The organism is Muricauda sp. MAR_2010_75 (genome assembly GCF_000745185.1).
Lineage (GTDB): Bacteria > Bacteroidota > Bacteroidia > Flavobacteriales > Flavobacteriaceae > Flagellimonas.
Genome location: NZ_JQNJ01000001.1, coordinates 384,321 through 410,785, shown reverse-complemented (window position 1 = coordinate 410,785; position 26,465 = coordinate 384,321). Strand labels below are relative to the sequence as shown.

Annotated in this window: 21 protein-coding genes and 2 pseudogenes; 20 read left to right on the top strand and 3 right to left on the bottom strand. The window is 41.4% G+C overall.

Going from position 1 to position 26,465, the window contains the following annotated elements; genetic code table 11:
- Window positions 1–2: 2 nt before the first annotated feature.
- The 3 genes from prmA (at window position 3) to FG28_RS01960 (ending at window position 1,936) form a co-directional block, all read left to right on the top strand.
- A complete protein-coding gene (gene prmA, locus FG28_RS01970) occupies window positions 3–836 on the top strand; it encodes a 50S ribosomal protein L11 methyltransferase (protein ID WP_036379467.1) in 834 nt (277 codons plus the stop codon).
- A gap of 21 nt (window positions 837–857) precedes the next feature.
- A complete protein-coding gene (locus FG28_RS01965; protein WP_036379465.1) occupies window positions 858–1,133 on the top strand; it encodes an ATP-dependent Clp protease adaptor ClpS in 276 nt (91 codons plus the stop codon).
- Window positions 1,134–1,327: 194 nt separating this feature from the next.
- Window positions 1,328–1,936, top strand: coding sequence for a hypothetical protein (locus tag FG28_RS01960; RefSeq protein ID WP_036379461.1), 609 nt, complete (start codon window positions 1,328–1,330; stop codon window positions 1,934–1,936).
- 33 nt (window positions 1,937–1,969) lie between these two features.
- On the opposite strand, the gene FG28_RS01955 is transcribed toward FG28_RS01960, so the two are convergent.
- Window positions 1,970–3,499, bottom strand: coding sequence for a DPP IV N-terminal domain-containing protein (locus FG28_RS01955; protein WP_036379459.1), 1,530 nt, complete (start codon window positions 3,497–3,499; stop codon window positions 1,970–1,972).
- A gap of 326 nt (window positions 3,500–3,825) precedes the next feature.
- Between FG28_RS01955 and FG28_RS01950 the strand changes: the two genes are divergently transcribed.
- The 5 genes from FG28_RS01950 to FG28_RS01930 all read left to right on the top strand — a co-directional run bounded on the left by FG28_RS01950 (window position 3,826) and on the right by FG28_RS01930 (window position 11,394).
- Window positions 3,826–4,410: a Crp/Fnr family transcriptional regulator gene (locus FG28_RS01950; protein ID WP_036379457.1), complete on the top strand. Its 585-nt coding sequence runs from the start codon at window positions 3,826–3,828 to the stop codon at window positions 4,408–4,410.
- A gap of 372 nt (window positions 4,411–4,782) precedes the next feature.
- The gene (locus FG28_RS01945) at window positions 4,783–8,034 is read left to right on the top strand and encodes a SusC/RagA family TonB-linked outer membrane protein (protein ID WP_036379455.1); all 3,252 of its coding nucleotides are present in this window, start codon (window positions 4,783–4,785) and stop codon (window positions 8,032–8,034) included.
- A 19-nt stretch (window positions 8,035–8,053) separates the two neighbouring features.
- Window positions 8,054–9,787 carry a SusD/RagB family nutrient-binding outer membrane lipoprotein gene (locus FG28_RS01940; protein WP_036386050.1) on the top strand — a complete coding sequence of 578 codons (1,734 nt, stop codon included), beginning with the start codon at window positions 8,054–8,056 and terminating at the stop codon, window positions 9,785–9,787.
- A gap of 2 nt (window positions 9,788–9,789) precedes the next feature.
- Complete coding sequence (locus tag FG28_RS19975; protein WP_051947151.1) at window positions 9,790–10,719, top strand: hypothetical protein; 930 nt, start codon at window positions 9,790–9,792, stop codon at window positions 10,717–10,719.
- A gap of 96 nt (window positions 10,720–10,815) precedes the next feature.
- A complete protein-coding gene (locus FG28_RS01930) occupies window positions 10,816–11,394 on the top strand; it encodes a DUF1579 family protein (RefSeq protein ID WP_036379452.1) in 579 nt (192 codons plus the stop codon).
- Between the two features lie 32 nt (window positions 11,395–11,426).
- Here FG28_RS01930 and FG28_RS01925 read toward each other — a convergent pair whose 3' ends face one another.
- On the bottom strand, window positions 11,427–12,494 hold the full coding sequence (locus FG28_RS01925) for an AraC family transcriptional regulator (protein ID WP_197062538.1): 1,068 nt from the start codon (window positions 12,492–12,494) through the stop codon (window positions 11,427–11,429).
- A 556-nt stretch (window positions 12,495–13,050) separates the two neighbouring features.
- On the opposite strand from FG28_RS01925, the gene FG28_RS01920 reads away from it, so the two are divergent.
- The 11 genes and pseudogenes from FG28_RS01920 (at window position 13,051) to FG28_RS01870 (ending at window position 25,539) form a co-directional block, all read left to right on the top strand.
- A complete protein-coding gene (locus FG28_RS01920) occupies window positions 13,051–13,944 on the top strand; it encodes a sigma-70 family RNA polymerase sigma factor (protein WP_051947150.1) in 894 nt (297 codons plus the stop codon).
- Window positions 13,945–14,006: 62 nt separating this feature from the next.
- Entirely contained in the window at window positions 14,007–14,603 is a 597-nt protein-coding gene (locus FG28_RS01915) for an FMN-dependent NADH-azoreductase (protein WP_051947149.1), read from the top strand.
- 2 nt (window positions 14,604–14,605) lie between these two features.
- Complete coding sequence (locus FG28_RS01910) at window positions 14,606–15,121, top strand: cupin domain-containing protein (protein ID WP_036379446.1); 516 nt, start codon at window positions 14,606–14,608, stop codon at window positions 15,119–15,121.
- Window positions 15,122–15,158: 37 nt separating this feature from the next.
- Window positions 15,159–15,905 carry a Rid family hydrolase gene (locus FG28_RS20395; protein WP_156102176.1) on the top strand — a complete coding sequence of 249 codons (747 nt, stop codon included), beginning with the start codon at window positions 15,159–15,161 and terminating at the stop codon, window positions 15,903–15,905.
- Window positions 15,906–16,024: 119 nt separating this feature from the next.
- Entirely contained in the window at window positions 16,025–16,519 is a 495-nt protein-coding gene (locus FG28_RS01900; RefSeq protein ID WP_036379444.1) for a GNAT family N-acetyltransferase, read from the top strand.
- A gap of 191 nt (window positions 16,520–16,710) precedes the next feature.
- Complete coding sequence (locus FG28_RS01895; protein WP_036379441.1) at window positions 16,711–18,012, top strand: mandelate racemase/muconate lactonizing enzyme family protein; 1,302 nt, start codon at window positions 16,711–16,713, stop codon at window positions 18,010–18,012.
- Window positions 18,013–18,865: 853 nt separating this feature from the next.
- Window positions 18,866–19,748: pseudogene (locus FG28_RS20390) on the top strand (IS481 family transposase).
- 108 nt (window positions 19,749–19,856) lie between these two features.
- A complete protein-coding gene (locus tag FG28_RS01885) occupies window positions 19,857–21,596 on the top strand; it encodes a sulfatase (protein ID WP_051947148.1) in 1,740 nt (579 codons plus the stop codon).
- 6 nt (window positions 21,597–21,602) lie between these two features.
- Window positions 21,603–23,246 (top strand): sulfatase, encoded by a 1,644-nt coding sequence (locus tag FG28_RS01880; protein WP_036379439.1) that lies wholly within the window; start codon window positions 21,603–21,605, stop codon window positions 23,244–23,246.
- Between the two features lie 54 nt (window positions 23,247–23,300).
- Entirely contained in the window at window positions 23,301–24,410 is a 1,110-nt protein-coding gene (locus tag FG28_RS01875; RefSeq protein ID WP_036379437.1) for a formylglycine-generating enzyme family protein, read from the top strand.
- Window positions 24,411–24,693: 283 nt separating this feature from the next.
- Window positions 24,694–25,539 carry a glycoside hydrolase family 3 N-terminal domain-containing protein gene (locus FG28_RS01870; protein WP_394297318.1) on the top strand — a complete coding sequence of 282 codons (846 nt, stop codon included), beginning with the start codon at window positions 24,694–24,696 and terminating at the stop codon, window positions 25,537–25,539.
- Between the two features lie 52 nt (window positions 25,540–25,591).
- Here FG28_RS01870 and FG28_RS20385 read toward each other — a convergent pair whose 3' ends face one another.
- Complete coding sequence (locus tag FG28_RS20385; protein ID WP_394297317.1) at window positions 25,592–25,897, bottom strand: transposase; 306 nt, start codon at window positions 25,895–25,897, stop codon at window positions 25,592–25,594.
- 286 nt (window positions 25,898–26,183) lie between these two features.
- On the opposite strand from FG28_RS20385, the pseudogene FG28_RS01860 reads away from it, so the two are divergent.
- Window positions 26,184–26,324 (top strand): annotated as a pseudogene (locus FG28_RS01860) (ATP-binding protein); the annotation flags it as partial.
- Window positions 26,325–26,465: the final 141 nt, after the last annotated feature.

The window sequence follows — 26,465 nt, the reverse complement described above, 5'->3', positions numbered from 1 at the left end:
TCATGGCACTGGTGTATTTGGAGTACGATTTCAAAATAAGCCCCACCCAGCCCGCTACGGATATTCTCATTGCGGAATTGGGCGAAGTCGGATTTGAAAGTTTTGTGGAAACCGATTCTGGTGTGTTGGCCTACATCTTAAAATCAGAATGGAAAGAAGGTGTTTTGGATGACCTGTTCATTTTGGAAAGCCCTGATTTTGAAATCAGTTGGACCAGCAAGGAAATTGAACAACAAAACTGGAATGCAGAGTGGGAAAAAAACTTCCATCCCATAAAAGTAGGGGATAAATGCATGGTCAGAGCACCCTTTCATGAGGCAATTGATGTGGAGTACGACATTGTCATTGAGCCCAAAATGAGTTTTGGTACAGGCCACCATGAGACCACGCACATGATGCTGGAACACATCCTTGAAAACGATTTTGATGGAAAATCAGTTCTGGATATGGGATGTGGTACCGGTGTACTGGCCATTTTGGCCAAAAAAAGGGGCGCTGGCCCTGTGGATGCCATTGATATTGATGAATGGTGCTTCTTGAACACCCAAGAAAATGTGGAACGAAATGACTGCTCGGAGATCCAAGTTTTTATGGGCGATAGCAATTTGCTGAAAAACAAGAAGTACGATGTTATTTTGGCAAATATCAACCGGAATATTTTGTTGGAAGACATCCCCATTTATGCACAATGCCTCAATCCAAAAGGGCAACTATTTCTAAGTGGATTTTATTTAGACGATTTGGATGCCATTTCTTCAAAATGTAAGGCCAATGGTTTGGAATTTGAAAAAAAGCTGGAGAAGAACCGCTGGATTTCAGTAAAATATGTAAATTAGAAAGGCATTAACTCCACGATTATGGGCACAAAAGAAAAAGGCTTGGAAGACCTTCTTCTGGAAGAGGAGACGGTTAAGCAAAACGAGATTGTACTTTTTAATGACGATGTGAACACATTTGATCATGTTATTGAAACATTGATTGACGTCTGTGAACATACTCCGGAACAGGCTGAACAATGCTCCCTTATTGTGCACTACAATGGTAAATGTACCGTAAAAACGGGGGAATACTCTTACCTAAAACCAAAATGTTCCAAGTTGTTGCAAGCGGGCTTAAGTGCGGAAATCATCTAATTTAAGCCCATATACAGTCCTTCAAATTCCAGTAAGGGTTGAAATTTCCGAATTGTTGATAATCTTTTAGGGCTGTATGTTTCATCGTCACAAATTCTTTACGTTGAAATTTCAACCAACAGAAATTATATATCCTAAATTTGTGTGAACAGTAATACAAGCAAAAAAACAACATCTAATTTTCTTATTCAGGAATGAGCGAATTCTTTAAGGCCGAATTAAAAGACCGTTTTTTGGAATATGCTCTAGAGCGCAATGACTATTTTGAAATACAAACATTGTATGATGAGTTTCTGCGTCCAAATTATAGCTTGCAGTTTGCTGAAAAACTGATCAAGGAAATTCAAGAGTACGACCCGGAACTTTTGGATGTTATGAGCGGAAATGGAATGGATATATTCATGTTGGCCTCTACCCCAAGCACCGAGGATTTTTTAGAAGAAGGAGGCTTCATGGACATGTATGTCAAAGAAGAGGAAAAATGGGATGCGTTTGTGGAGCAATTGTCCAGCACCCGAAAATTGAGCAAGGATGAAAAGCAGCTTCTAAAAAAAAGCTCACCTAAACTAAAAAGAGAAAAAACGTTGCTCATTGTCCTTATTTCTGCCATAGCCATTAGTTTTTTGTTCACCCTGATCAGTATCTTGAACAGCTCGTTCTTGGAGCCCGAATATGTCCCAGCCGATGAGTTTGAGCGAAGAATGGAACAGTTGCATCTCCAATATATTGAAGAAAATCAACGTCTGGAGGAAGAATTAAAAGAGTCCAGAAACCTGTTGGATTCCATCATGCGTAGCCCCTAAAAAAGATTTTCAATTATTGCAGAAAGCGTTTGTTTAATCACTATTGGTCACAAATGCAATATGTTTACTATCCTTTGCCCAACTGGGAACATTAATGGTCCCCTGGCCACCATAGAGATACCCGATTATCTTTGGTTCCCCACCTTCAGCAGGCATTAAACGTAGGGTACAGTGCTCATAAAAAGGGTGTTCCCCAAACCCTATGGTTGGAGGGAAGGAGATGAACACAATCCATTTTCCGTCAGGGGAAATATGTGGAAACCAATCTTTGTATTTTGGGTCGTTGGTCAATTGAATTGGATCACTTCCGTCAGCATTCATTCGCCAAAGGTGCATATTACCCGTTCTATTTGAGTTGAAATAGATGTATTTGCCATTGGGGGAATATTCTGAACCATCGTCCAGGTCCTTGGTGTCCGTGATTTGGATTTCCTTCCCCGTTGCTAAATCCACTGCATAAATGTCAAATTTTCCTTTGCGTTCCGCCGTAAATAGGATGCGCTTGTTGTCTGGAGAAATGCTATGGAGATAGGAAACGCCAACACCATCTTTTGTTATTTTTTTTGGAAGGGAGTCTCCCTCGGGGTTCATCAGGTAAATGGAAGACAACCCATTATCCTCTTGATTGTGATTGCTGATGCCCAAGATGGTCTCGTCAAAAGAAAAAACATGATCGTTGTTGTTGTTTACCGCAAATCCTGTATTTAATTGGGATATTTCATCCGTTTCAAAAGAATATCGGTACAGATACCCGTTGGAGTTGAAGACCAATTCTTTATCTTGGTTGACCCAGTTTGGCGCCTGAATGGAGTGTGCCGAATTGAATAAAATCTTCCGGTTACCGGTCTCCACATTCATTATTTCCATATTACTACCGATATAATCCCGGTACGGTTGAAAATCGGGGTCGGCTGGCTTAATAATCCGAACATTCGAGAAAACTGCTTTTTCAATTACTTCGGGGTTGTGGGAACACACATAAAGACCCACAAAAACCTCATTTCTAAGATTTACATCCTTGAGTTCTACGGTAGTGAACGGTTGACCAAATTTAGCGGTGGACATGTAATATACGCCTGCCCTGCGTTCCAGTTGAACCACATCAGGTGCCGCATCGGTAGAGACAATTTGTTCGGTTTCGCTCCCGGTTTCCCTTCTGTATTGAAGCGAGGTGAGGCCATCACCATGGATGGAAGCATTTACATGGGGCGAATCTCCCCTAAGGTTGTTCCGAACGATCCATCCAATTTTACGGTGTGGGTCAACCCCCTCACCAATAAACCGAACCCGGGCCCTTAGAATAAAATCCCCTTGAATGGATTTGTAGAGGTATTGGAATTCATCATTGTTTGCCCACATATTAAACCCGGAACCTTCTATAGTGTATTGCTGGTTATCAGGATCGTAATCAACAGTTCCTTGAATGGCTGGGTCCCCAATATTGATTTGATGGTCAAAAATGCCATATTTACCAAAAATGCCCATTTTTTCAACCGGTATTGTACTTGATTTGAATCCAAGTAGGGAAACGGTCAATATGGCAATCAGCAGTGTTCTTTTCATTTGTTGAAGTTTGTTTAGATGTTAGGTTTGTTGAAAATCTTGCAAAAGATAATTAAATTGGACAAACAACTTGTTGAAAAACAATATTTTAAATAATTCGCTCCAGATTGTGACAAAGTCTCATAAGAAGAATTGAAACGCTTATCGATTGTTTACCTTGGTCATCAAAACATGACACATATCATTTGCTGTCCATAAATGAAGTGGGTATTTTTGTGGTATAAGCTAAAAACCTATAATAACAACCGTAAAAATGTTAAAATGGATGAATAGTCGCAATAGTTCATTTTAATAACATTGATTTGTTCCAAAAACCATCAATTTAGATGCCGCCTATCCAAAAAACCGCAAAGAATCTCTTTATTGTACAATATCTCAATTCCATTTACCCACTTAGTCCAGGGTTTACATCTTTTTTGGTCGATAAAATCAAGAACATTTCTTTCAAGAAAAATGAGATAATAAGTAGGGAAGGGGAAATTTGCGATAAACTGTTCCTTATAAAAAAAGGCTTGGTACGGGGTTATTTTGTAAGCGAGAACAAGGATATTACAACCTGGATAGATTCTGAAAATGAGATTTTTACTTCCATAACGGGATTTTTTAAGCATGAAACCTCCAGGGAATATATTCAGGCCATGGAAGATACCTATTGCGATTATCTGGAATATGACGATTACAAATATTGCCTCGACAATTTTCCTGAAATGCTCCAGATTTATAGGATAATGCTAGAACAATACTATGTGTTGGCCGAGCATAGGGTATATTTGGCCCGAATACCAAACGGTAGGAAGCGGTTGGAATTTTTTATGGAGACCAGTAAGCCAGAAATTGTAGAACGAATTCCCAAGAAATATTTGGCATCCTATTTGGCAATGCGCCCTGAGACACTTTCCAGACTATTGTAAGAAAAGCTTTGAATTCTATGACCCATTGAAAGACCGCCCTAAACAAGGGCGTTTTTTTATTGAAAGCGGCAAACAAAAGGTTCAATAAAAATGCTCTATTCTGTTGGTTTTGGTACTGTTCTTTTTTGTAAATGTAAATCTGCAGCGGAGAATTTGAATACCTCCATCGGTACGTACAATCCCTCGATTTTAATTCAATTCTTTTATCCTGCAATTGTAAAGGTAGGGCGGTGAGATGCCTTACCAAAAATAGAGACAACCATTGAGTTCTGTTCTCATTTTTTGATTTCTTGAATTAGCTATTCTCCGCTTCTCCCGCCCGCCTTTCTCAATTGTACTAGCTCATTTATTACTAACAAAACTCTAAACTCTATGAAAGAAAGTAAAGTGTTCTTGGTCATTGTGGTTTTCTTAATTGGAACTACAATTTTACTAGGTCAAGAAAGAGACATTTCAGGTAATGTTACAGACTCGCAAGGGTTACCCTTGCCTGGCGTAAACATTATTGTTGAAGGGACCAATTCTGGCACCCAAACCGATTTTGACGGAAATTACTCAATTGCTGCCTCTACAGGTCAAGTACTCTTGTTCACCTATATTGGTCAAAGAACGGAACGCAGGACAATTGGCACTGAAAACATAATCAATGTTCAGATGCAGGAGGATGCCCAAGCCCTTGAAGAGGTCGTAGTGACCGCATTGGGCATTAAAAGGGAGAAACAGGCTCTTGGATATGCCGTGGCTGAGGTAGGGTCCGAAGACCTTGAACAACGAGCAGAAGGCGACATAGGTAGAGCTCTGTTGGGTAAAGCATCTGGCGTAAATATCACCCAACAAAGTGGACTCTCTGGGTCGGGAACAAATATTATAATTCGAGGATATAACTCGTTCAGTCAAAGTAACCAGCCGCTTTTTATTGTTGATGGTGTTCCCTTTAATGCTGACACCAATTCTGTTGGTAGGCAAGGGGACCGACAGGATTTCATAAATGGAAATAATGGATCCAGCAGGTTTCTTGATCTTGACCCAAATGCCATTGAAAGTGTTAATGTATTAAAAGGTTTGGCGGCCGCAACGCTTTATGGCTCATTAGGTAGAAACGGAGTTATACTAATAACCACCAAGGCAGGAGCTGGTGGTCAAGGTGTAAAAAAGACCGAAATCACCGTAAACTCTTCGATTTTTTTTAACGAAATCGCTTCAACCCCTGATTACCAAAATCAATTCGGTAATGGGTTTGATCAAGCTTTTGGATGGTTTTTCAGTAACTGGGGTCCCAGTTTTGATCGTGAAGGTATTGCCGGTTGGGGCAATAGCTCAGCATTTGATGCCCAAGGGACTTTACCGCATCCTTATACCCTTTCGGTGGCAGGTCAGCAAGGATTTCCAGAGTTTGCCAACGTACGATATGAATGGAAACCATACGACAGTTTCGGCAACTTTTTTAGAACGGGAACAGTGGTCAACACTTCAATCAATGTCAGTGGTGCCTCGGATGATGGCAAAATATCGTACAATGCAAATTATGGTTACCTCAAGGATCAGGGTTTTACACCAGGTAATAGCCTAAATAGAAATAATTTAGGTGTTGGAGGAAGAGCTGTTCTCAGTAATAAGTTCACGGTATCCGGTACATTGAATTTTGCCAGGACCAAATTTATTTCGCCTCCAGTTGCTTACAGCGCAGGTAATGGGGCCACTGGATCGGGTTCTTCGGTATTTGGAGACCTCTTTTTTACCCCAAGAAGTATAGATATAGTTAATCTTCCATACCAAAGTCCAATTGATGGACGGAGTGTATACTATAGGAATGGCAACGACATACAGCATCCGTTGTGGACCGTTAACAATTCAGGTACAGGGCAAGAAACCAATCGTGTATTTGGTCAAGCATCGTTGCAATATGAGATCAATGACAATCTAAATGTCATATATAGAGCGGGCATCGATGTCTATAGTGAAAACAATGTAAACTATCAGAATAAAGGGGGTATAAACGGGAATGTTCCACAGCCCAGATTGGCCAGCGGTATTTACGAAACATGGAACAATACCAATACCATTTGGGATCATAATCTCGCTATTAATGGAGACTATGAAATTACGGAAAGGATTGGAGCCACTTTTAATTTTGGGGTTAACTCCAGAAGAGAACTTTTTTACCAAAGTGGTGTAGCCAGTGACAACCAACAAGTTTTTGGAGTTCTACGACATTTCAACTTTTTAAACCAAAATGAAATTCAAAGTTCGGCGGAAAGGAATTTGGCCGGAGCTTATGGACAAATAGAACTGGATTATGACAACTATGTTTACTTGACCTTGGCTGGACGAAATGATTGGGCATCAAACCTGTCTAGGGCCAATAGATCAATTTTCTACCCAAGCGCAAGTCTTTCCTTCGTACCAACTACTGCTTTCGATGGGTTAAAGGGTAAGAATGCACTCAACTACTTAAAGCTTCGTGCAGGTTATGGTACTTCTGCTGGTTTCCCGGATGCCAATTCGGACAACTATCCGGTTGCAAATCGCTTAATTCTTGACGCACAAGACTTTCAGGATAATACTGGAAGAAACATTGTTACCAATACAAGTCCGTTGACACTGGGTAATCCAAATTTAAAACCTGAGCGTGTTGATGAGATTGAAGTAGGTATCGAATCCAGATGGTGGCAAAATAAGATTACCCTTGATATGTCTTTGTACAAAAGGGTTACAACAGATTTGATTGTAACACAACCCTTGGATCCTGCATCTGGTTTCTTTAGAACGAATACCAATGTAGGGGAAATTCAGGGTGAGGGTATTGAGATAGACTTGGGGGCTCAATGGTTCAGACCCAAAGAGGATGGCGACTTTTCATGGACATCCAATCTGAATTTTACTGCCAATGAATCTGAGGTGACCGATTTGGGTCAGGATACAGACCAAATTGTGTATTCAGGATTTGGCAATTTAGGTAACGCAGCCATAGAAGGAGAGCCCATGGGCGTAATTTTTGGTTCTCGTGTATTAAGGGATGATGAAGGCAATTTGGTAGTGGATTCTGTTGGGGATTATGATACGGATCCCCAAAACGGAGTTATCGGAGATCCCAATCCAGATTGGGTGGCCAACCTTATCAACACCCTTTCATTCAAGAACTTTACACTAGGCTTTCAATGGAACTATACCCATGGGGGAGATATATGGTCAAGTACTATCTCCACACTATTGGGGAGAGGGCTTATAGTGGAGACGGTAGATCGCCTAAATACGTATGTGCTGCCTGGAGTTACCCCAGACGGTAGGGTAAACGACCTCCAGATAAACAACTCAGATTATTATTTCAGCAACATTTTTGGTGGCCCGTCAGAATTGCAGGTATGGGATGCCACAGTTGTTCGTTTGCAAGAGGCTTCATTGAGCTATGACCTGCCTAAAAAGTTTTTGGACAACACTCCCTTTGGTGCCCTTACGTTCAAGATTTCCGGTCAAAACCTTTGGTATGATGCCATTAACACTCCAGACGGGGCCAATTTTGATCCCAATACTTCAGGAACAGGTGTGGGCAATGGTTTTGGATTTGATTTCCTAAACGGGCCTAGTTCAAGAAGGTATGGTTTCAGCGTAAAAGCAACATTCTAAGATGAAAAAAGAAAATAAGATGAAAAAAATGAATAAATATATCGTACTCGTGCTATCTGTGATGTTGCTTGGGGTAACATCTTGTGAGACCACGGAATTAGATCTTACCGAAGACCCCAATTTTTTGACACCGACACAGGCCAGTCCGGACCTATTTCTATTATCTATTCAGGAAGATTTTGTGCGACAATTGGACGGAGATGCCAATGGTGATCCCAATGACAATTTTGTTACTGGAGGATTTCAATTTGGTGATGGCCTATCGCCCATTGGAATGGAACTGACCAGGATTATGCAAATGTCAAGTAGAAATTACGGAAGCACATATCAGGACAGTGATGTTGACGATGAATGGGACAATGCCTATCGGGGGATTCTTTTTGATATCCGCCTGATGACCCCTCTGGCAGAAGAAGCAGGGCTTACTCGTCACTTGGGGATTGCCCAGTTCATAGAGGCTTACGTTATTACCGCGATGGTTGATTTTTTTGGAGATATCCCTTACACGGAAGCTGCAAGGGCACCGGAAATAGTGAACCCAAAATTGGATAGTGGAGAATCTGTTTATGAGGCTGCTTTTTCACTCTTGGACCAAGCTATTGTAAATTTTACCAATACCACTACAGGGACTCCATCCATTGATTATTATTATAACAATGACTATTCAAAATGGGTAAGGGCGGCCAATACTTTGAAGATGAAACTCTACCTTCAAACCCGATTGGTTGACCCCAGTGCTGTGGATGCCTTTAATGCCATTGTATCTTCAGGTAACTACATAACGGATACCGCAGATGACTTTGAGTTCAAATGGCCAGCGACCAGTGCCGCACAGCCAGATAACAGGCATCCAAGGTATGGGCTCAACTATGTATCGAATGGAGCTGGGGACTATACTTCAAACTGGTTGGTCAACCAAATGCTAACCAATGATGATCCCCGGATTAGATACTATTTCTACAGACAGGTAAGTGTGGTGCCTGGTGAGGGAGGGACCCCTCCAGATGAGCAAACCTTACGGTGCTCCTTGCAGACACCGCCTCAACATTACATCAATGGGGGATTTACCTTTTGCAGTTTACCTAATGGTTATTGGGGAAGAGATCATGGAGACAATCAAGGTACGCCCCCAGATGGTCTTTTCAGAACTACCTGGGGTGTTTATCCTGCTGGAGGACGGTTTGACGATGACAGTTTTAATCCAATCGGTCAATCGAATGCTGCTTCCTTGGGGGCTGGAGGAGTTGGAATTACGCCCATTCTCAATGCCTTTATGGTTGATTTTTGGCGAGCGGAACTTGCCCTGGCTGATGGAGATGTAGCTTCCGCACAAGTATTCTTTGAAGCCGGCCTGAGAAAGCAGATAGCCAAAGTTCGCGCCTCAGTAACAAATGATATGGTATCTGACTTGTCTTTTCAACCAACAGACGCCGATTTTGACAATTTCATTAACAACGTGGTGACTTCTTTTGGGAACGCTACAGGGGATGATCAATGGGACATTTTTGCCGAGAACCACTTTTTAGCGCATTACGGAAACGGTATAGAGGCCTATAATTTTTACAGGCGTACTGGATTTCCCTCTACGTTACAGCCAAATAGGGAGCCAGATCCGGGAAATTTCCCTAGATCTATGTTTTACCCTAATCAGGCAGTTACCTCAAATGCGAACATTACACAAAAACCTAATGTTGGGGTACAGGTGTTTTGGGATAACAATCCAGCAGGACCCTCATTCCCCAGATCAAACTAGCAATGAAAAATTTTAATGTAAAGATTATGAAAAATACATGGAAATATACTGCAGTGTCAATGGTAATGTTGCTTTTGGCCGCTTGCAGTTCCGATGATAAATTGGTAGACGAAGTTGAAGCTACGGTTGCCCGTGGACTTGTACTTCGTACAGTATCCATTAATAGTGGGACGTTTGATTTTTTTGATACATCAAAGGCATGGAGCGTCACACTTGAGGCACAGGATGCTGAAAATGGTGATCTGCTTACTGAACTAGATGTGTTGATGACCTTTATAAATGATGGTGAGCCTGGTTCAGAGACGCTTGTTAAAACCATACCAGCTTCTTCATTTTCAGAGGGCCCTTTTGGCTATCCAAGAGCGGAAGTTTCAGCAACATTGACAGAAGTACTTTCGGCATTGGGACTTCAGGAAGGCGATTATGATAGTGCTGATTCATTTTCAATTCGATTGGTGGCAAAGCTGTCAGATGGAAGGGAATTTACCAATAGAGGTAAGGGTACGGTCTTGAATGGGAGCTTTTTCAACTCCCCTTTTGCCTATTCAGCACAGTTTTTTTGTGCGCTTTCTGATGCATCCTTGTTTGAAGGTGAGTATATGGTAGTAGCAGACGCTTGGGCAGATTATGGTGGTGGCGAAGTTGTGCAAGCGGAGTTTTTACCCTCAGAGGACGGGGACTTTACCTTTAGGCTGCCCAATACCGTTAGACCTTTTGTGGTCAACAAGGATTCATCGTATTTGATAGTGACAATAGATGCGACTACCGGTAATGTTACAGTAAGTTCCAATGAACCATGGGACTACGGGGGCGGATTTATTACAACCGTAACAGGAGATGGTACCATTGGCACCTGTACCGGAGACATTAACCTTAGTTTGGATTTTTCCGGCTCCTCACAGAACCAAGCCTTTATCTTATCAAAGATATAGCTAGGTGTTTAATTATTTAATTTGCGAACCTTGGAATGCCTTATTCCAAGGTTTTTTGGCCTATGGTTCTTGTTGGATAATTTATAAATAGCGAAAATGGAAGCGGACATCATAATATTATCTTTAAAAAAGCATAAACTCAAAACCATACTTTGCTTACTTTTTTTAGGATTCTTTTCAGAAGTTGGCGCACAGAAAAGAACCGAAGACCTCTCTTTTTTATTGGGCAAGTGGAATGTTGAAAGGATTTATTATCCAGAAACCGAAAACCCGAACATAATGAATGGCACAATGGAATGTGAGCTTGCGGGTAACAATACGTTTATTAAATGCGAATATGAAATGGAGCAATTTGACCGTCCAAATGCAACGGATATTGTTTACTATAATTATAATAAAATCTACCAGAAGTATGAAAGCCTATGGTTAAGCTCTACTTGGCCCATAAAGGTCTTATTGCAAGGGGATTTAACAACAGCTGATAATGGAACATTGTTGAACACAACAGCCTCTTTTTTAATTGAGAATGGAATTACTGAGTATGTTATGGACAAATTGCTTCTGACAAAGGATGATCCTAAAGTATTTATTAGAAAAACGTATGTAAGAACCTCTGTAGATGAAAATGAAAAGTTTACATACCACATGTTGGAAAAGACAAGGCGAGTGGATTGATATTAATGTTGGAATCGCACTTATCGGATAAACTAGGAAGCTAGATTTTTGCTCCGAAATTCTGAAGGTGTTACACCAAAATGTTTTCTAAAAGTGTTGTAAAAGGACATGCGATTATTGAATCCGGATTTATAAGCAATATCCGTAATGTTCAAGTCTATGGCCTCATTGTCCATCAGTAATTTTTCAGCCTCCTGAATACGTAAATTATTTAGGTATTCATAAAAGCTGACACCGAAACATTCATTAATGATTTGGGATGCGTGATGTCTTGAAACATTTAGTTCATCCGCAATATCGGCCAGTTTAAGTTCGCAGTCCAGGTACAATCCATCGCGTTCCATTAGGTTGATCAATTTTAGCTTTAGTTCATTGAGCACTTTTCTGGAAAGCCCGGAGTTCTTGTATTTTATAATAGGGAATACCCTACGTAATGGCTTACCATTGAACACATCGGAATAGTTGAAACCAAAATAGGAGGTCAGCCCTATCATGAAAATCATAAAAAAGCCGATAAAATAGTCATGCTCAATTTGTAACACACCTGTTCTGGCAAGAATAAAATAAACTATCCATGATATTCCGAACAAGGCAAATACACTTGCAATCAGAGTTGACCACAACTTCATTTCGGCATCCCATTTAAAAAGGCTCTTTAAATTTTTATAGGCCAAAAAAGTATAAAAAAGTAACATGATACAGATGAAAACGTAAACAATGCCCGGATGTACTATAATGGTGCCACCAAAGACATCTTCCTGACTTTCAAAAAGAATTTTTGTCTCAACAGGTAAACTGAAATAGTATGCAAAGTTGGCAAATATTAAAATGGTTGGAATAAAATGCACCAATGTTTTCTTGCTGAAAAATTGCATTGTGTCATTTTTTACCAAAAAAAGCATATACAGATAGAACAAGGGACCGTATAATGAAAATGGAATGAGGTACATAAGGTTTAACGAGTTGGTAAACTTGGAGTCCTCAAAGGCCCAAAAAAGAACATTGTAAGCAATATTCAATGAGAACAGGACCAAAAAAAAAGCCCAGATTCTATTGGCTTCTTTAACATTGCTTTTGCGGCCAACAAGAAAAATGGCCATTAGTAAGCCTTGGCCAGCAAAAAATAATGATATGATTTCCCAAACGTTCATCCTGTAAAAAAACTGCATTTCAATGAACTAAAATTACTAAATACTTACTATTGAAGGTGTAAATCTGTATCGGAAGATGCTAGATTTACACTAATAAAGGACTCAGTACAAGTTGAAAAATACCAAATGTACAAAGCGTATGGCCTTTTTAAAGATAAAGGGTTTTGGTAAATCAAACATGTAATGCTTCAGCAATATGGAACCTTGTGAACAATGTGGGGTTGCAAGATTTCTTTGTTATGGCATTGTGTTGCCCAGTTGACCCATCAGAAATTAATTGTAATTATACAACCTTGATGCTAACATGATTAAAATACTTCCTCAGTGTAGTATACTACTTTTTTAAAGAAAAAAGCTTTTTGTACATTGATTTTGAAACATTTGAAACGGCCTTAATTCTTGACTTCAAATAATTTTGTAGAAGTTTGTCACATAAGTTGGGTTTCAATTGTCATTAGCATTGGGATAGTACAATGGCTTATCCCATTACTTTCAATTCCATACCATGACAAAGTCCATTTATTCCAAATTACTTACCTACTCCTATAATATTGTGGGGTCTTTTGAGGATGCCCATGATGTTGTACAAGATGCTATGGAAAAATATATCACATTGGACAAATCCAAAGTAGAAAACGAGGTTAATTACCTCATAAAAATGGTAATCAATCTTTCCATAAACTTTAAGAAAAGGAGCAAGAAATTTTCCAAATATGGGATTTGGTTGCCAGAACCCATAACAACCGAGTCGGCGGATGCCCCATTGATAAAGGAACAAGTGGCCAATTATTCCTTAATGGTACTTTTTGAGGAGCTCAACCCCAAAGAAAGGGCAGTCTTCATTCTAAGGGAAGGGTTCGACTATGGGCATGGGGATATTGCTGATGTGCTTAACGTATCCAAAGACAATAGCAGACAATTATATGTAAGGGCCAAAAAAAAGTTGAAAAACCAGTCTTTTAAAAAAGAAGTGCCCACAAAAGATTGCCTAAATCCCTATGTTGATGCTTTAATGGCTGCCGATACCGATACATTGGAGTCCCTTTTTGCCGAAGATATCTGTTTAATGGCAGATGGGGGCAACTCGGTTAAAGTGGTCACTAAAATCACTCAGGGAAAACAAAGGACCGCAGAATTGTTGCAGTATGTTTATGGCATGTTCTTGGATGGCAAAGAACGCTCCTTTACCTACATCAACCATCAACCCGCCCTATGGTTTAAGACCAATAATAGAATAATGAGTTGCATGGTGTTCAATTTTAATGAGCATAACAAGTTGTCAGCAATCTATTCCATTGTGGATCCCGAAAAATTAAGGAACCTTCACCAACCCAAAGGGGTTGTGGCCAACCAGCATATGGCAAAATTGTTGGCCTATCTGGACCAGCATATCAACTGAAAATTCCCAATCGTTGTCACGTAAACGCTTCTTCATTTGTCTATTGGATAAAACGAAGAGGTATGAAAACACTTTTAAGAATTGATTCAAGTTTTAACGTAGAGGATTCCTTCAGTAGAAATGCAGCCGATCATTACGAAACCCTGTGGAGGGAACTCCATCCAGCATCAAAGGTAGTTTATCGAGATTTGGAAAAATTTGAGATGCCGCATCTTACACAATCGGTCTTTTCCGCATTCAACACTACCGAGGTCAGTGACAATGGCCTGCACATATCCAATATGCTGATTGATGAATTGGAATCGGCAGACACCGTATTGATAAGCTCACCGGTATATAATTATGCCACTCCCAGCACCTTAAAAGCCTATATAGATCATGTAGTGCGCATCAACAGGACTTTTGGCTATGATCCAGAAAATTATACTAGAAAAGGGTTGCTTTCTGGGAAAAAAGCGGCGGTAATCGTTTCTAGGGGAGGAATGCCCATAAACGGGGAATCACCGGATGGTGTGGAAAGATACCTCCAAGGTATTTTAAACTTTATTGGGATTGTGGAGGTGGACACTTTCTCCATTTATGGCACCACCCATGAAGGTTCCGCAAACCGATTTAGATCCACAAAGGAACAAATAACACAATGCTTTAATCAAAATTGATAATGGACATCAAGGAAGAAAATTATCTTGAAGATACGTTGGTAGACAATTCCCACATCATTTATCCAAGTGAAGGAGAGAAAATGGAACTGGGCAGTGGATCGTTCACATTTAAGGTTACCAGCGACCTCACCAACGACCAAATGGGTATTTACGAAATTATCCTACAACCCATGGCCATTGGGGCACATTTGCATTACCATCGGTTTATGGATGAAACTTTTATAGTAACCGAGGGTACGTTAACGGTGATGCATGGCACTGAAACAAAACAGCTTTCCAAAGGTGCTGTGGTTTTCATTCCCAGGTTTACGCCACATGGATTTAAAAATGATTCTGATACCATAGTTAAGTTGATGCTTGTTTTTACCCCTTCAATGAAAAGAGAGGGATTTTTTAAAGGTTTACATCAGATATTGGGTGAAGACCCGATAGATCCAGAAAAGCATCAAAAACTGTATAACAAGTACGATAGTTTTCCAGTGGATCAAAACCAATTGGAGCTGACCAAAAAGTAACTCACGAATCACTATGAAAATTAAAAAAATGATACCAATGAGAAAACAACATATTACCTCCGGGTCAACTTTTGAAGAACAAATTGGATACTCAAGGGCCTTGGTATGTGGCAATTGGATTTTTGTTTCGGGAACCACGGGATTTGATTATGAAACCATGACCATATCCGATGATATAGTGGTTCAGGCTGATCAATGCATCAGAAATATCCAAAATGCCCTGCAAAATGCCAATGCTAGTTTAGAAGATGTGGTTAGGATTACGTATATCCTACCAAATGCAAGTGATTTTGAAGCATGCTGGCCCCTATTGAGAAACCACTTTGGTACGTCCAAGCCAGCTGCCACAATGATCGCCGCAGGACTTTCGGACCCAAGAATGAAAATTGAAATACAGGTAACCGCAATAAAACAACCCAATATGCAATCCACAGAAGTAATGGAAACCTTAAATGCCTTTATAAAGGGAGGTGATACTAATGATGTTGAACTTTTGGCCAGTACCCTTCACAAGAACTACCGAAATGTGCAATCTGGCTTTTTTACCCAAAAAGGGATTTTTCATTTGGATAAGGAGGAATACATTGGGCTGGTCAAAGACGGTACCTTTGGGGGAATTCCCAGAACAATGGAGACAATCCATGTAGAGGTTTTGGACGATTTGGCCTACGCTAGGGTGAGGTTAAAAAGCAAAGAATTGCAATTTGAATCTTTGATAGTCTTGGTCAGGGAAGACCATAAATGGTGGATTTTGGGCAATTACCCCAGCATTGTAAATGCGTAGAGCTTTCTTAAATAGATAAATAAGGGTTTAAAAATGCTTAGAATCCTCTTGTCCAATGGATTTTGCAGGTTTTTCCTTTAATTTGGTTTACAATAAGGGCAACCTAATTATTTTAAGGAATGATCAACATCGTACCAGTAAAATTAAAAGCAAATATTGGTGTAGTGGCCGATTTGGCAAAAATCATTTGGACCGAACATTACACCCCCATCATCGGATTGGAGCAGGTAAACTATATGCTAGATAAGTTTCAATCTGAAAACGCAATTCAAGAGCAATTGGAAAAGGGAATTGCGTATTACCTACTCCAATTTAAAGATGAGTTTGTTGGATATTTTTCTTATAGTATCAATGAGGATGCTCTCTTTTTGAGTAAGTTGTATGTCTTAAAATCGGCAAGAGGAAATGGAGTGGCTAAAGTGGGCCTTTCCTTTATGCAATCGCAAGCCAAAGAGCTTAATCTTGCCAAAATTAGGTTGACTGTAAACAAGTATAATTCAGACTCCATTGCCGCCTATGAAAAAATGGGCTTCCTCAACGTGGATTCCATAGTGCAGGATATTGGCGGGGGCTATGTAATGGATGATTATGTGCTGGAGCGAAAACTCGATTAATTTGGCATTGCTGCCCCTTCCTGTCTCCGCGTATTGAAAATCAAAAACTATAAAAGCAAGTTTTATTACTTACTTCCTTTCTCCATTTGTCCGTACCTACGTGCTGGCATTCCCTTAAAAACCTATTTTCATTTTTAGTATATTTAGTAGTTTACAAATCAAAATCAAAATCAAAATCAAAATCAAATTCAATGAAATTATTTTCTTCGTCCGTTGGCAAAAAGACGTCGCGCCGTTCTTTTTTGTCCAGGACCACTTTGGGTATTAGCGGTGCAATGTTGGCCACTTCCTATAATGGGTTGGCATCCTCTATGGAAAGAACACCAAAATCATCAGCACCGTCCGATCTTAAGATCACGGCGGTGAAATGCGGGTTTATTCGCAATGAGCACAGTCTTTTCGTGAAAATCTACACCAATCAGGATATCGTTGGCCATGGCCAGGGTGTTGACGGGGTTTACGGAACATACCACGTTGTGCACCACTTGGCTAAAAATCACTTGATTGGTCAAAACCCCTTGAACATTAATCGACTCCAAGAAGAAATGCGCAGGGGAGGTCTCTTTAAAGGAGCCCAGGCCGGTATGTATGTCTGTGTGATGACAGCTTTGGAAACAGCATTGTGGGATTTAGTGGGCAAGGCTTTGGGATTGCCCGTTTACCAATTAATGGGTGGCAAATTCCGTGATAAAATCCGAGTTTACTGCGATACGGCGGGAAGTCGGCTTGAACCAACAGAGATGGGTAGAAGAGCCAAGGAAGATGTGGACAAATACGGTTTTACTGCGGTAAAATTTGATATTGATGATCGTCAGGATCCCAATAAATTGGATCCGTACAACTGGAGTGTAAGTATTCCGGAACTACGGCGTATGGAAGCCCAAATTGCTGCGGTTCGTGAGGCTGTAGGCCCGGACATTGATATTTGTGTGGACTGTCATGGTAGATTTGATGAAGCTTCGGGCATGAAAATAGCCAAAGCTTTAGAGCCTTACAATCTCATGTGGTTGGAAGAACCAGTGCCTGCTGAGGTTCCGGAGTCGTATGCACGTATTCGTGAATCCACTACCACTCCCATTTGCGGTGGCGAAAATTGGTACTTGACCTATGGGTTTAGGCATCCCTTTGAAATTGGTGCCGTAGACGTTATTATGCCTGATCTTCAAAAATGCGGAGGTTTGGGAGAAGGATTGCGCATAGCTAATATGGCCAATACCTATAATACCCCTTTTGCACCGCATATGGTCGCCTCATATCTTGGAGCCGTATCTTCGGCACATGTTTGCGCGGCCGTGCCAAATTTCCTTATCCTTGAATGGCAGATTTACTTCCATGAAAATGATATGTATAAGGAAATAGTCACTTTTGAAGGGGATGATTTTTTAACTAAGGACGGTTACATACCATTACCAGATAAACCTGGACTTGGCGTAGAGATCAATCAGGAAGCCATGCGGAAATATGCCACACCCGGAATACCTTTTTTTGAATAGTATTTTCTTAGTAGAAGATTGGGTTTGGCCAAAACCTAAGAAAACCTTGCAATTAGTGGATTTTGCAAGGTTTTCCATTTGTTTGGCATTGCTGCCCAGTGACCGCGGCAGGATGGTTTCGCGTCCTTAGCGCTACGCGCTGAAAATCAAAAAGGCGCAAAATCAAAAAAGCAAGCTTTATGATTTTGCTTGCTTTTCGATTTATTCGTGACCTCGGCAGGACAGAATTCGAACTTTTTAAAGAAAGATATTGAAATCATTTTAAATAAGTCATTTCATATCAGAAGAGCTTGATTTTAGCCCATCAAGGAGTATAAATATTCTCCACCTCATATGTCGTCAAGCGGTAAAGCTTAGAGAAATCGATGTGCTTGTCCACCGTGTTCGGAAGATGCCTAACTTCTGGCTTATCCGCCGCTTGCTCACACCCCAGGTGTAGAATTTGAATATCTATTTATTTTTGCACGTCTACCTGCTTGTTCGCCATGGTCCTCTTTGGCAAAAAAAGACCTTTGGGACTTTACAAACAGCACAAATCAAAAGTGGCTCACTTTCACTGGCCAGCTACACTCACTTTGACCCGACGAAGATGATATACTATGTCTGGCGTTTCCACTAATTCAAGGGTTAAACTAATATATTGAGATTGTCAGATTAAGTATTAACTAATATACATAAGTGCTCGATTTTATTATATTTATCCAGGGAAAATCCCTCCCCTTTAAGTGAGACTTTAGGTTGTATATTATTTATGTAGAATGTAGGACCTCCTGAAGGCTCCCTGTTACTTGTTCATGTATGTGACTACGTCAACTAAAAGTGTACTATTTTGATAATATTTAAAGAGACACTTTTGAGATGGAAGTTCAAACTGAGGGTATTGGACTTTGCAATAGATTATGGAAAGGTCAAGGAAACCTGTGAGATGTTCAATGTGAGCAGGAGCACTTTCTTTAGCTGGAAAAGAAAGTATGATTAGTATGGGACAGAGGGTCTTTTAAGGAAAAAAAGGGAAGCGGATACCTACCCCAATAGAATCAATCAAAAAACGGTTGATCTGATATTGGACCTTAGAAGGAAATACAAACTTGGCGCATGGCGTATCAAATGGTACTTGGAAAGATACCATGACATCAATATTTCTGAATCAAGTGTTTATAGGACCCTTAAAAGAAACGGTATCAAACCGCTCAAACGAGCAGTTACCAGAAAAGCGATGGGACCTAAACGTTACGCCAAGGAAACTCCGGGACACCATGTCCAAGTGGATGTTAAATTCTTGATTTTCCACACCAACGAAGGAAAAAAGATAAAACGATATCAGTACACGGCCATTGATGATTACACGCGTATCAGGGCATTGAAAGTATATGAAAGTCACAACCAGTCAAGTTCCATTGACTTTATGGATTATGTTGCCAATAAGTTCCCTTTCCGAATCCATGCAGTCCAGACAGACAATTGACATGAGTTCCAATCTAGGTTCAATTGGCACGTGAAGGACCTTGGCATGGAGCACCGTTACATAGAGCCAGGAAGACCACAGCTCACGGAAAGGTGGAACGATCACACCTCACGGACAAGAAAGAGTTTTATCAACTACTAGATTATTCTGATGATGTTGATTTGAACAAGAAAATAAAACAATGGGAAGACTTTTATAACTTTATAGAACACAAGGTGCATTTAAGGGAAAGACACCCTATGAGATTTTAATGTTTCACTTAAAAGAATGAGAGTTTATTGCCATTTTAGCTGAAGTAGCACACTAGAAAAAAAAATCAAAATCTTGTCTATAAAAGGAAAATGGATCGCTCTAATTAGTGAAGCCAATCTTGTACAACATGATTTTTGATTCTTTTTCGCATACTGTAACATTATTTTTAAGAACGATTACCAAACGATTTACGATTCTTCTTATATTTATTTTCACCGCGCACACATTTTCCCAGACCAAATCTAATATTGTTTGGATCGTTTGTGAAGATATTTCCCCCTATATCGGGGTTTATGGGGATGCCACTGTGCGGACTCCCAATATTGACGCACTGGCAAGGGATGGCGTTAGGTATACGCGGGTATATACGACTGCTGGGGTCTGTGCCCCAAGTAGGTCCTCTATCATTACGGGAATGAACCAGATCTCCATCGGGACTTCCCATATGAGAACTACTCATAACAACTCAAAATTGATGCCCGAAGGGGTCCCCAGCTATTCGGCCGTGTTACCACCAAAAGTCAAGGCTTTTCCCGAGTATCTGAGAAAAGTTGGGTATTACACATCGAACAACGCAAAAGAAGATTATCAATTTGAGGAGCCCGTGACCGTTTGGGACGAAAGCAGTATTGGTGCCTCCTACCAAAACAGGAAGGCTGGGCAACCTTTCTTCAGTGTCTTTAACTTTGCCATTTCGCATGAGTCCCAAATCATTTCTCCTCCAGATTCCCTCTACTACGATCCATCTAAAATGGTGCTGCCCCTTTATTACCAGAATACGGAACAAATGAGGCACGACAAGGCTGCCTTGTATACTCGGATTGAGCAAATGGACAGTGATGTGGGAGAATTGATCCAACAACTAAAAAAAGATGGGGTCTATGATGATAGTTATGTGATCTTTTATAGTGATCATGGAGGCAATTTGCCCTGGATGAAACGTGAAATCTTGGAGAGAGGCACCCATATCCCATTTGTTGTGAAACATCCAGGATCTGAAATGGCCGGTACCGTGAACAATGACTTGATCAGTTCCGTTGATTTCGCCCCCAGTATGTTATCCATTGCCAGGGCTGATATTCCAGACTACTTGCAGGGCAAGCCATTTTTGGGCCCAAAATCGGGAAGTGAAAAGAACCAATATGTATTTGCCGGCAGGGATAGAATGGCGGATAAATATGATAGAGTTCGCTCTGTGACCGATGGGACCTTTAGGTACGTTTATAATTTTCATCCCGAATTGCCCAAATACCAGGATTTGGCCTACAGAAGACAAATGGTCAGCATGCAGGAAATCATTGATATGAGGGATGCAGGCAAGATTACCAATCCATACCTTTCGGACTGGTTCAATACGCCAAAACCGCAAGAAGAATTCTATTATACCACCAAAGATCCGGACGAAGTACACAATCTAGCAGACGACCCCGCATACCAAGACAAGAAAAACGAGTTGAAAGAAGTACTTTTTAACTGGCTGGAAGTTGTTGGGGACACCGGTAAAATTCCAGAAAAAGAAATGGTCAGGAACATGTGGTGGAAAGGTAAGGATGATGCCCCTATGACCGAAAAACCAGTCATAAAAAAAAGCAAGGAAGGTGTAACACTTTCATGTGCCACCGATGGTGCCTCCATAGGTTATCGAATATTCAAGGACAATGTAGCGGATTCCACCTTGGTACGGGACATAAAAACTTGGGACTTTTTCTACCTAATGCCACATAACAACAAAAAAACAGTGACCGTGCCCAAGCCGTGGAATGTTTACACCGGTGGTAACATATCACTCAAAAAAGGGCAGACCATTCAAGTCAATGCGCATCGTATAGGATATAAGCCAACAGAAATCATCTATAAGTTTAAATAAAATAACATGAAGAATCCTTTTCAAATCATACTGGTATTCGTAATGTTGTGGTCGTTCAGCATTACCAAAATACAGGCCCAACAAAAAGATGAAAACCAAAAAAGGCCCAATATTGTCTTCATTATCAGTGATGACCATGCCTATCAGGCCATCAGTGCCTATGGCGGTAGATTGGCCCAAGTAGCACCAACTCCCAATATTGATCGGATTGCCAAGGAAGGCATGCTCTTTGAGAATTGTCTGGTTGCCAATTCTATTTGTGGGCCATCAAGGGCTACCATACTCACGGGCAAGTACAGTCATAAAAATGGATTTATCGACAATAGGTTCGGTACCAAATTCGACTTTGACCAACAAACCTTTGGTGAATTGCTCCAACAGGCGGGATACAAAACCGGGGTGCTCGGTAAACTACATCTGGGCGATAAACCGACCAAAGGATTCGATTATATCGACATTCTACCAGGTCAGGGATCCTATTACAATCCCCTTTTCATCAATAATGAGGGACAATATCAATTGGAAGGATACACTACGGAAATCATTACGGAGAAAGCCATCAAATGGATTGACGCCATCAAATCCGATGACCAGCCCTTTATGCTGTTTTTGGGACACAAATCCTCACACAGACCATGGCAGCCGGGACCAAATGAGTTGGGCATGTATGAAAATGTAGAGATTCCAGAACCAAAGACTTTGTTCGATGATTACTCAGGAAACAGGGAGGTAGCCGCCATGAACTATATGTCCATTTCCGAAGCCATGAAAATGGCACAGGATATTAAAATAACGGACCAACCCCAAGCTGGTTTTACAGAGGAACAACAGAAAAAATGGGATTCTATCTATGGGCCTATCAACGAAAAGGTCAAGAAAGCTAATCTTAAGGGAGACAATCTGACCCGTTTTAAGTATCAACGTTACATGCGGGATTATTTGGCCTGTATTGCCGGCGTGGACAAAGGGGTTGGCCAAGTATTGGATTATTTAAAGGAAGCTGGGCTCGATGAGAACACTATTGTTATTTATACCTCCGACCAAGGATTCTATTTGGGGGAACACGGCTGGTTTGATAAAAGATGGATGTATAAGGAATCTTTGCAAACTCCATTACTGGTAAAGTTGCCCGGTAAGGTCAGCCCAGGAACGACCAATAAGGACCTGGTTTCCAATCTGGATTTTGCCGAAACCTTTTTGGATATCGCACAAACCGAAATTTCAGCGGACATGCAAGGGAAAAGCATGCTGCCCATTTTAGAGGGAAACACACCTAAGGATTGGAGAAAAGCCCATTACTACCACTACTACGAACATCCTTCCGAGCACGATGTAAGAAGGCATTACGGAATTACCACCGATAGATACATGTTGATCCATTTCTACTATGATTTGGATAAATGGGAATTATACGACTTCCAAAAGGATCCTAATGAACTGAACAATGTATATGGAGATCTATCCTATGCAAGCATCCAAAAAGAGCTTCACAAGGAACTTGAACAATTAAGGGTGAAATACGGGGACAACGATGCCCAAAACCGGCAATTCATTGAGGAATATTATGAAAAGGTCAAAGCCAACCCATTGGTTGAATATTGGAAACTTTCCCCCGAAAAAAGAAAAAGGTTGTACCAAGAATATTTATAAACACGAAATTAACCATATAGTCCAGGTCAAAACATCTTCATAGAACCAAGAACAATGGTATTAAAGCATAAATCGGCACTTTTTATTATCCTGTTTGTCTTCCTGATAGGGTGCAGGACCAAAACAGATGGAGCAAATGAATCCATTGGCATAACAGAAATAGAGGGGCCTCCAAAATTAACAGATTCACCGACCGAAGCACCAGAAGGTATGGTTTGGATACCAGGTGGAGAATTTATGGAGGGTGCCGTCGCTAAGGACAAAATGGCCATGATGCATGAAAAGCCGGCGCACCAGGTGCACGTTGACGGTTTTTTTATGGACATCCATGAGGTCACCAATGAACAGTTCGTCAAATTTGTGGATGAGACCGGTTACGTAACTGTCGCAGAACGGGAAATTGATTGGGAGGAAATGAAGAAACAATTGCCAGAGGGCACTCCCAAACCCCATGACTCCATTTTGCAGCCAGGGTCCCTTGTGTTCAAAAAAACCAAATCCAGTGTGACTAACCTATATGATTATTCGCAATGGTGGGAATGGAAGATAGGTGCCAATTGGAAACATCCCAACGGGCCGGAAAGCACTATTAAGGACAAGGAAAATGAGCCTGTGGTGCACATTGCCCTTGAGGATGCCCTGGCCTATTGTAAGTGGGCGGGAAGGAGATTACCCACCGAGGCCGAGTGGGAATATGCCGCACGGGCAGGCAAAAAGGACGAGCTGTTCTTTTGGGGAAGCGATGTCTCGCAGTTGAGTTCCCATGCCAATTCGTGGGAAGGGGAATTTCCGTTGAACAATACCAAAGAGGATGGATTTGAGCGTAGGGCCCCCGTGATGAGCTATCCCAAGAACGACTTTGGCCTTTACGATATGGCCGGAAATGTCTGGGAATGGACTAGCGACTGGTACAACACGAATTATTATAAGGAACTTGCGGACAAAAACGAGGTTACCCAAAACCCTAAAGGGGCTTTTGAGGCCTATAATCCCTCGAACCCATATGCCAAGGAAAAAGTGATCAAGGGCGGGTCTTTCCTATGCAGTGCCTCCTATTGTGCCAGCTACCGGATAAGTGCCCGTATGGCCACCAGTCCTGATTCGGGAATGGAGCATTTAGGGTTTAGGACAGTAATGCCGGTAAAAATGCCCAGAAACAAATAGCATCTATATGATTCCTCCCAAAAATCCTAAAAACGGAAAGCCAAAAAACAGTCTTTGAACACAAAATACACCAATATGAAATCCTAAAAGCGCCCATTCTATTTTAGCATTGCTGTTTCAGTTATACTCTTGACGGGCTGCAGTGGTCCAAAATTTACCGAAGAGAATAAAGGAGAATTCAATCTTGTACACCAACAAGTTGGGAAAAGTTTAGGGTATTGCTCTAAATCCGGGGTTCTCATCCTTGAAGTAGATCAATTGGCCTTCAAGGATCTAAATCAAAATGGGACTGGATTCCTATGAGGATTGGCGATTGCCCGTTGAGGAACGAGCCCAGGACTTGGCTTCCAAGATGAGCATTGAGCGAATTGCCGGATTGATGTTGTACAGTGCCCACCAATCCATTCCAGGAGGTGGGAACCGTTTTTTTGGTCCGGCGACCTACAATGTAAAGCCTTTTGCGGAAAGTGGGGCAAAGGCAAGTGACCTTTCCGATGCCCAACAAGTTTTTTTAAAGTATGACAACTTACGGCATGTATTGATTACCAGCGTGGAATCTCCCGGAGTTGCTGCGCAATGGAACAACAATGCGCAAGCCTTTGTGGAAGGTATCGGCATGGGCATTCCGGTGAACACGAGTTCGTATCCAAGGCATGGCAGCGATTCCTATGCGGAATTCAATGCAGGATCGGGCGGACAGATTTCCATGTGGCCCAGTAGCTTGGGCATTGCGGCCAGTTTTGATCCTGGATTGATGAAGCAATTTGGGGAGATTGCTTCCAAGGAATATCGTGCCTTGTGCATTGCCACGGCACTCTCCTCCCAAATTGATTTGGCCACGGAACCCCGTTGGTCCCGTTTTGATGGTACCATGGGTGAGGACCCTAAATTGGCCACCGATATGGCCAGGGCCTATGTGGATGGATTTCAATCTTCCGGTGATGGCGGTTGGGGCTACCAAAGCGTGAATGCGATGGTGAAACACTGGCCTGGGGGTGGTCCCGAAGAAGGAGGGCATGACGCCCATTTTGGTTATGGAGCCTACGCAGTACCTCGATGTCAAAAAGGTCATTGTGGTTACCGGATACCGGTTCCGAGATGGCCAAGGGCAGTCCCTGCCTATCGGTAAGGAAGAGGGCATTGGTGGTCCTGCCCTTTTTGCGGCCTTGGTATTCCACGGCCTAGCCTCCCCTGATGGCAGTGTGGCTGCCGTCAAGATCGACACTGGAGAGGTCGAACATGTCCCTGTACCGTTTTAAAATACCGATCCAACAATCCAGAAATGTCCCTGAACGGCACCATTTGCGATAATGGTGGTAGACCGATTGCCAACTCAGGACCTTTTGGGAGAACAGCGAGCTCGTGGGCAGGTACTCCCATTGCACGCCCGTCTTCAACTTGTAGAGTATCGCATTGACAATCTCGTACAAGGGAGCCGTTGGGGCAAAACCCCTTTTCGGTAAAGGTATGTGCGGAACTATCTCCATTTCTATGGTATCTTTTGTACATGGGCTATGGTATTTATGTTTGGCGACACAAATGTCCGTAGCCCTATCTTTCGATCCAAAAAAAGTTTAAATCACTTCTCATTAAGAAGTTATATGATAAAATAAGTAGAAAGGATTGTTTTGAAAGTATTTTTCCTATAAAGGTTTTCTGATTACAAGTTCTATCAAACCCTTTATTTTATGATGGGTAGAGCCTATTTTACTAAAAAATGTGAATGGTACCATGTACGGTTATTCTGAGATAAAAACACAGAATTATAGTCCACAATTGCCCGTATCAAAATGGCACGACATCATCGGGGAGAGAACACTAGCCGATGCCATCCTCGATCGTTTGGTGCATACAGCCTACAGAATAGATATAAAAGGAGAATCAATGAGAAGAAAATTGAAAAATAAAAACTAAGTTTAACCCACGGATAGATCAAATCTGGGCAGTCCATTTGCCCTGGTCGGTTTCATCCGGCGAAGGTGGGTCAGTTTACGCGGGCTTATCCAGACCCATTTCAAACCCTTCCTTTGTTCTAAATCCGTGGGGGGATTTATT

What these genes read in the sequence shown, in the direction of transcription:
- prmA (WP_036379467.1), top strand. Translation starts at nt 3, where the DNA reads ATGGCACTGGTGTATTTGGAGTACGATTTCAAAATAAGCCCCACCCAG.
- FG28_RS01965 (WP_036379465.1), top strand. Translation starts at nt 858, where the DNA reads ATGGGCACAAAAGAAAAAGGCTTGGAAGACCTTCTTCTGGAAGAGGAG.
- FG28_RS01960 (WP_036379461.1), top strand. Translation starts at nt 1,328, where the DNA reads ATGAGCGAATTCTTTAAGGCCGAATTAAAAGACCGTTTTTTGGAATAT.
- FG28_RS01955 (WP_036379459.1), bottom strand. Translation starts at nt 3,499, where the DNA reads ATGAAAAGAACACTGCTGATTGCCATATTGACCGTTTCCCTACTTGGA.
- FG28_RS01950 (WP_036379457.1), top strand. Translation starts at nt 3,826, where the DNA reads ATGCCGCCTATCCAAAAAACCGCAAAGAATCTCTTTATTGTACAATAT.
- FG28_RS01945 (WP_036379455.1), top strand. Translation starts at nt 4,783, where the DNA reads ATGAAAGAAAGTAAAGTGTTCTTGGTCATTGTGGTTTTCTTAATTGGA.
- FG28_RS01940 (WP_036386050.1), top strand. Translation starts at nt 8,054, where the DNA reads ATGAAAAAAATGAATAAATATATCGTACTCGTGCTATCTGTGATGTTG.
- FG28_RS19975 (WP_051947151.1), top strand. Translation starts at nt 9,790, where the DNA reads ATGAAAAATTTTAATGTAAAGATTATGAAAAATACATGGAAATATACT.
- FG28_RS01930 (WP_036379452.1), top strand. Translation starts at nt 10,816, where the DNA reads ATGGAAGCGGACATCATAATATTATCTTTAAAAAAGCATAAACTCAAA.
- FG28_RS01925 (WP_197062538.1), bottom strand. Translation starts at nt 12,494, where the DNA reads ATGGCCATTTTTCTTGTTGGCCGCAAAAGCAATGTTAAAGAAGCCAAT.
- FG28_RS01920 (WP_051947150.1), top strand. Translation starts at nt 13,051, where the DNA reads ATGACAAAGTCCATTTATTCCAAATTACTTACCTACTCCTATAATATT.
- FG28_RS01915 (WP_051947149.1), top strand. Translation starts at nt 14,007, where the DNA reads ATGAAAACACTTTTAAGAATTGATTCAAGTTTTAACGTAGAGGATTCC.
- FG28_RS01910 (WP_036379446.1), top strand. Translation starts at nt 14,606, where the DNA reads ATGGACATCAAGGAAGAAAATTATCTTGAAGATACGTTGGTAGACAAT.
- FG28_RS20395 (WP_156102176.1), top strand. Translation starts at nt 15,159, where the DNA reads ATGAGAAAACAACATATTACCTCCGGGTCAACTTTTGAAGAACAAATT.
- FG28_RS01900 (WP_036379444.1), top strand. Translation starts at nt 16,025, where the DNA reads ATGATCAACATCGTACCAGTAAAATTAAAAGCAAATATTGGTGTAGTG.
- FG28_RS01895 (WP_036379441.1), top strand. Translation starts at nt 16,711, where the DNA reads ATGAAATTATTTTCTTCGTCCGTTGGCAAAAAGACGTCGCGCCGTTCT.
- FG28_RS01885 (WP_051947148.1), top strand. Translation starts at nt 19,857, where the DNA reads ATGATTTTTGATTCTTTTTCGCATACTGTAACATTATTTTTAAGAACG.
- FG28_RS01880 (WP_036379439.1), top strand. Translation starts at nt 21,603, where the DNA reads ATGAAGAATCCTTTTCAAATCATACTGGTATTCGTAATGTTGTGGTCG.
- FG28_RS01875 (WP_036379437.1), top strand. Translation starts at nt 23,301, where the DNA reads ATGGTATTAAAGCATAAATCGGCACTTTTTATTATCCTGTTTGTCTTC.
- FG28_RS01870 (WP_394297318.1), top strand. Translation starts at nt 24,694, where the DNA reads ATGGGACTGGATTCCTATGAGGATTGGCGATTGCCCGTTGAGGAACGA.
- FG28_RS20385 (WP_394297317.1), bottom strand. Translation starts at nt 25,897, where the DNA reads ATGGAGATAGTTCCGCACATACCTTTACCGAAAAGGGGTTTTGCCCCA.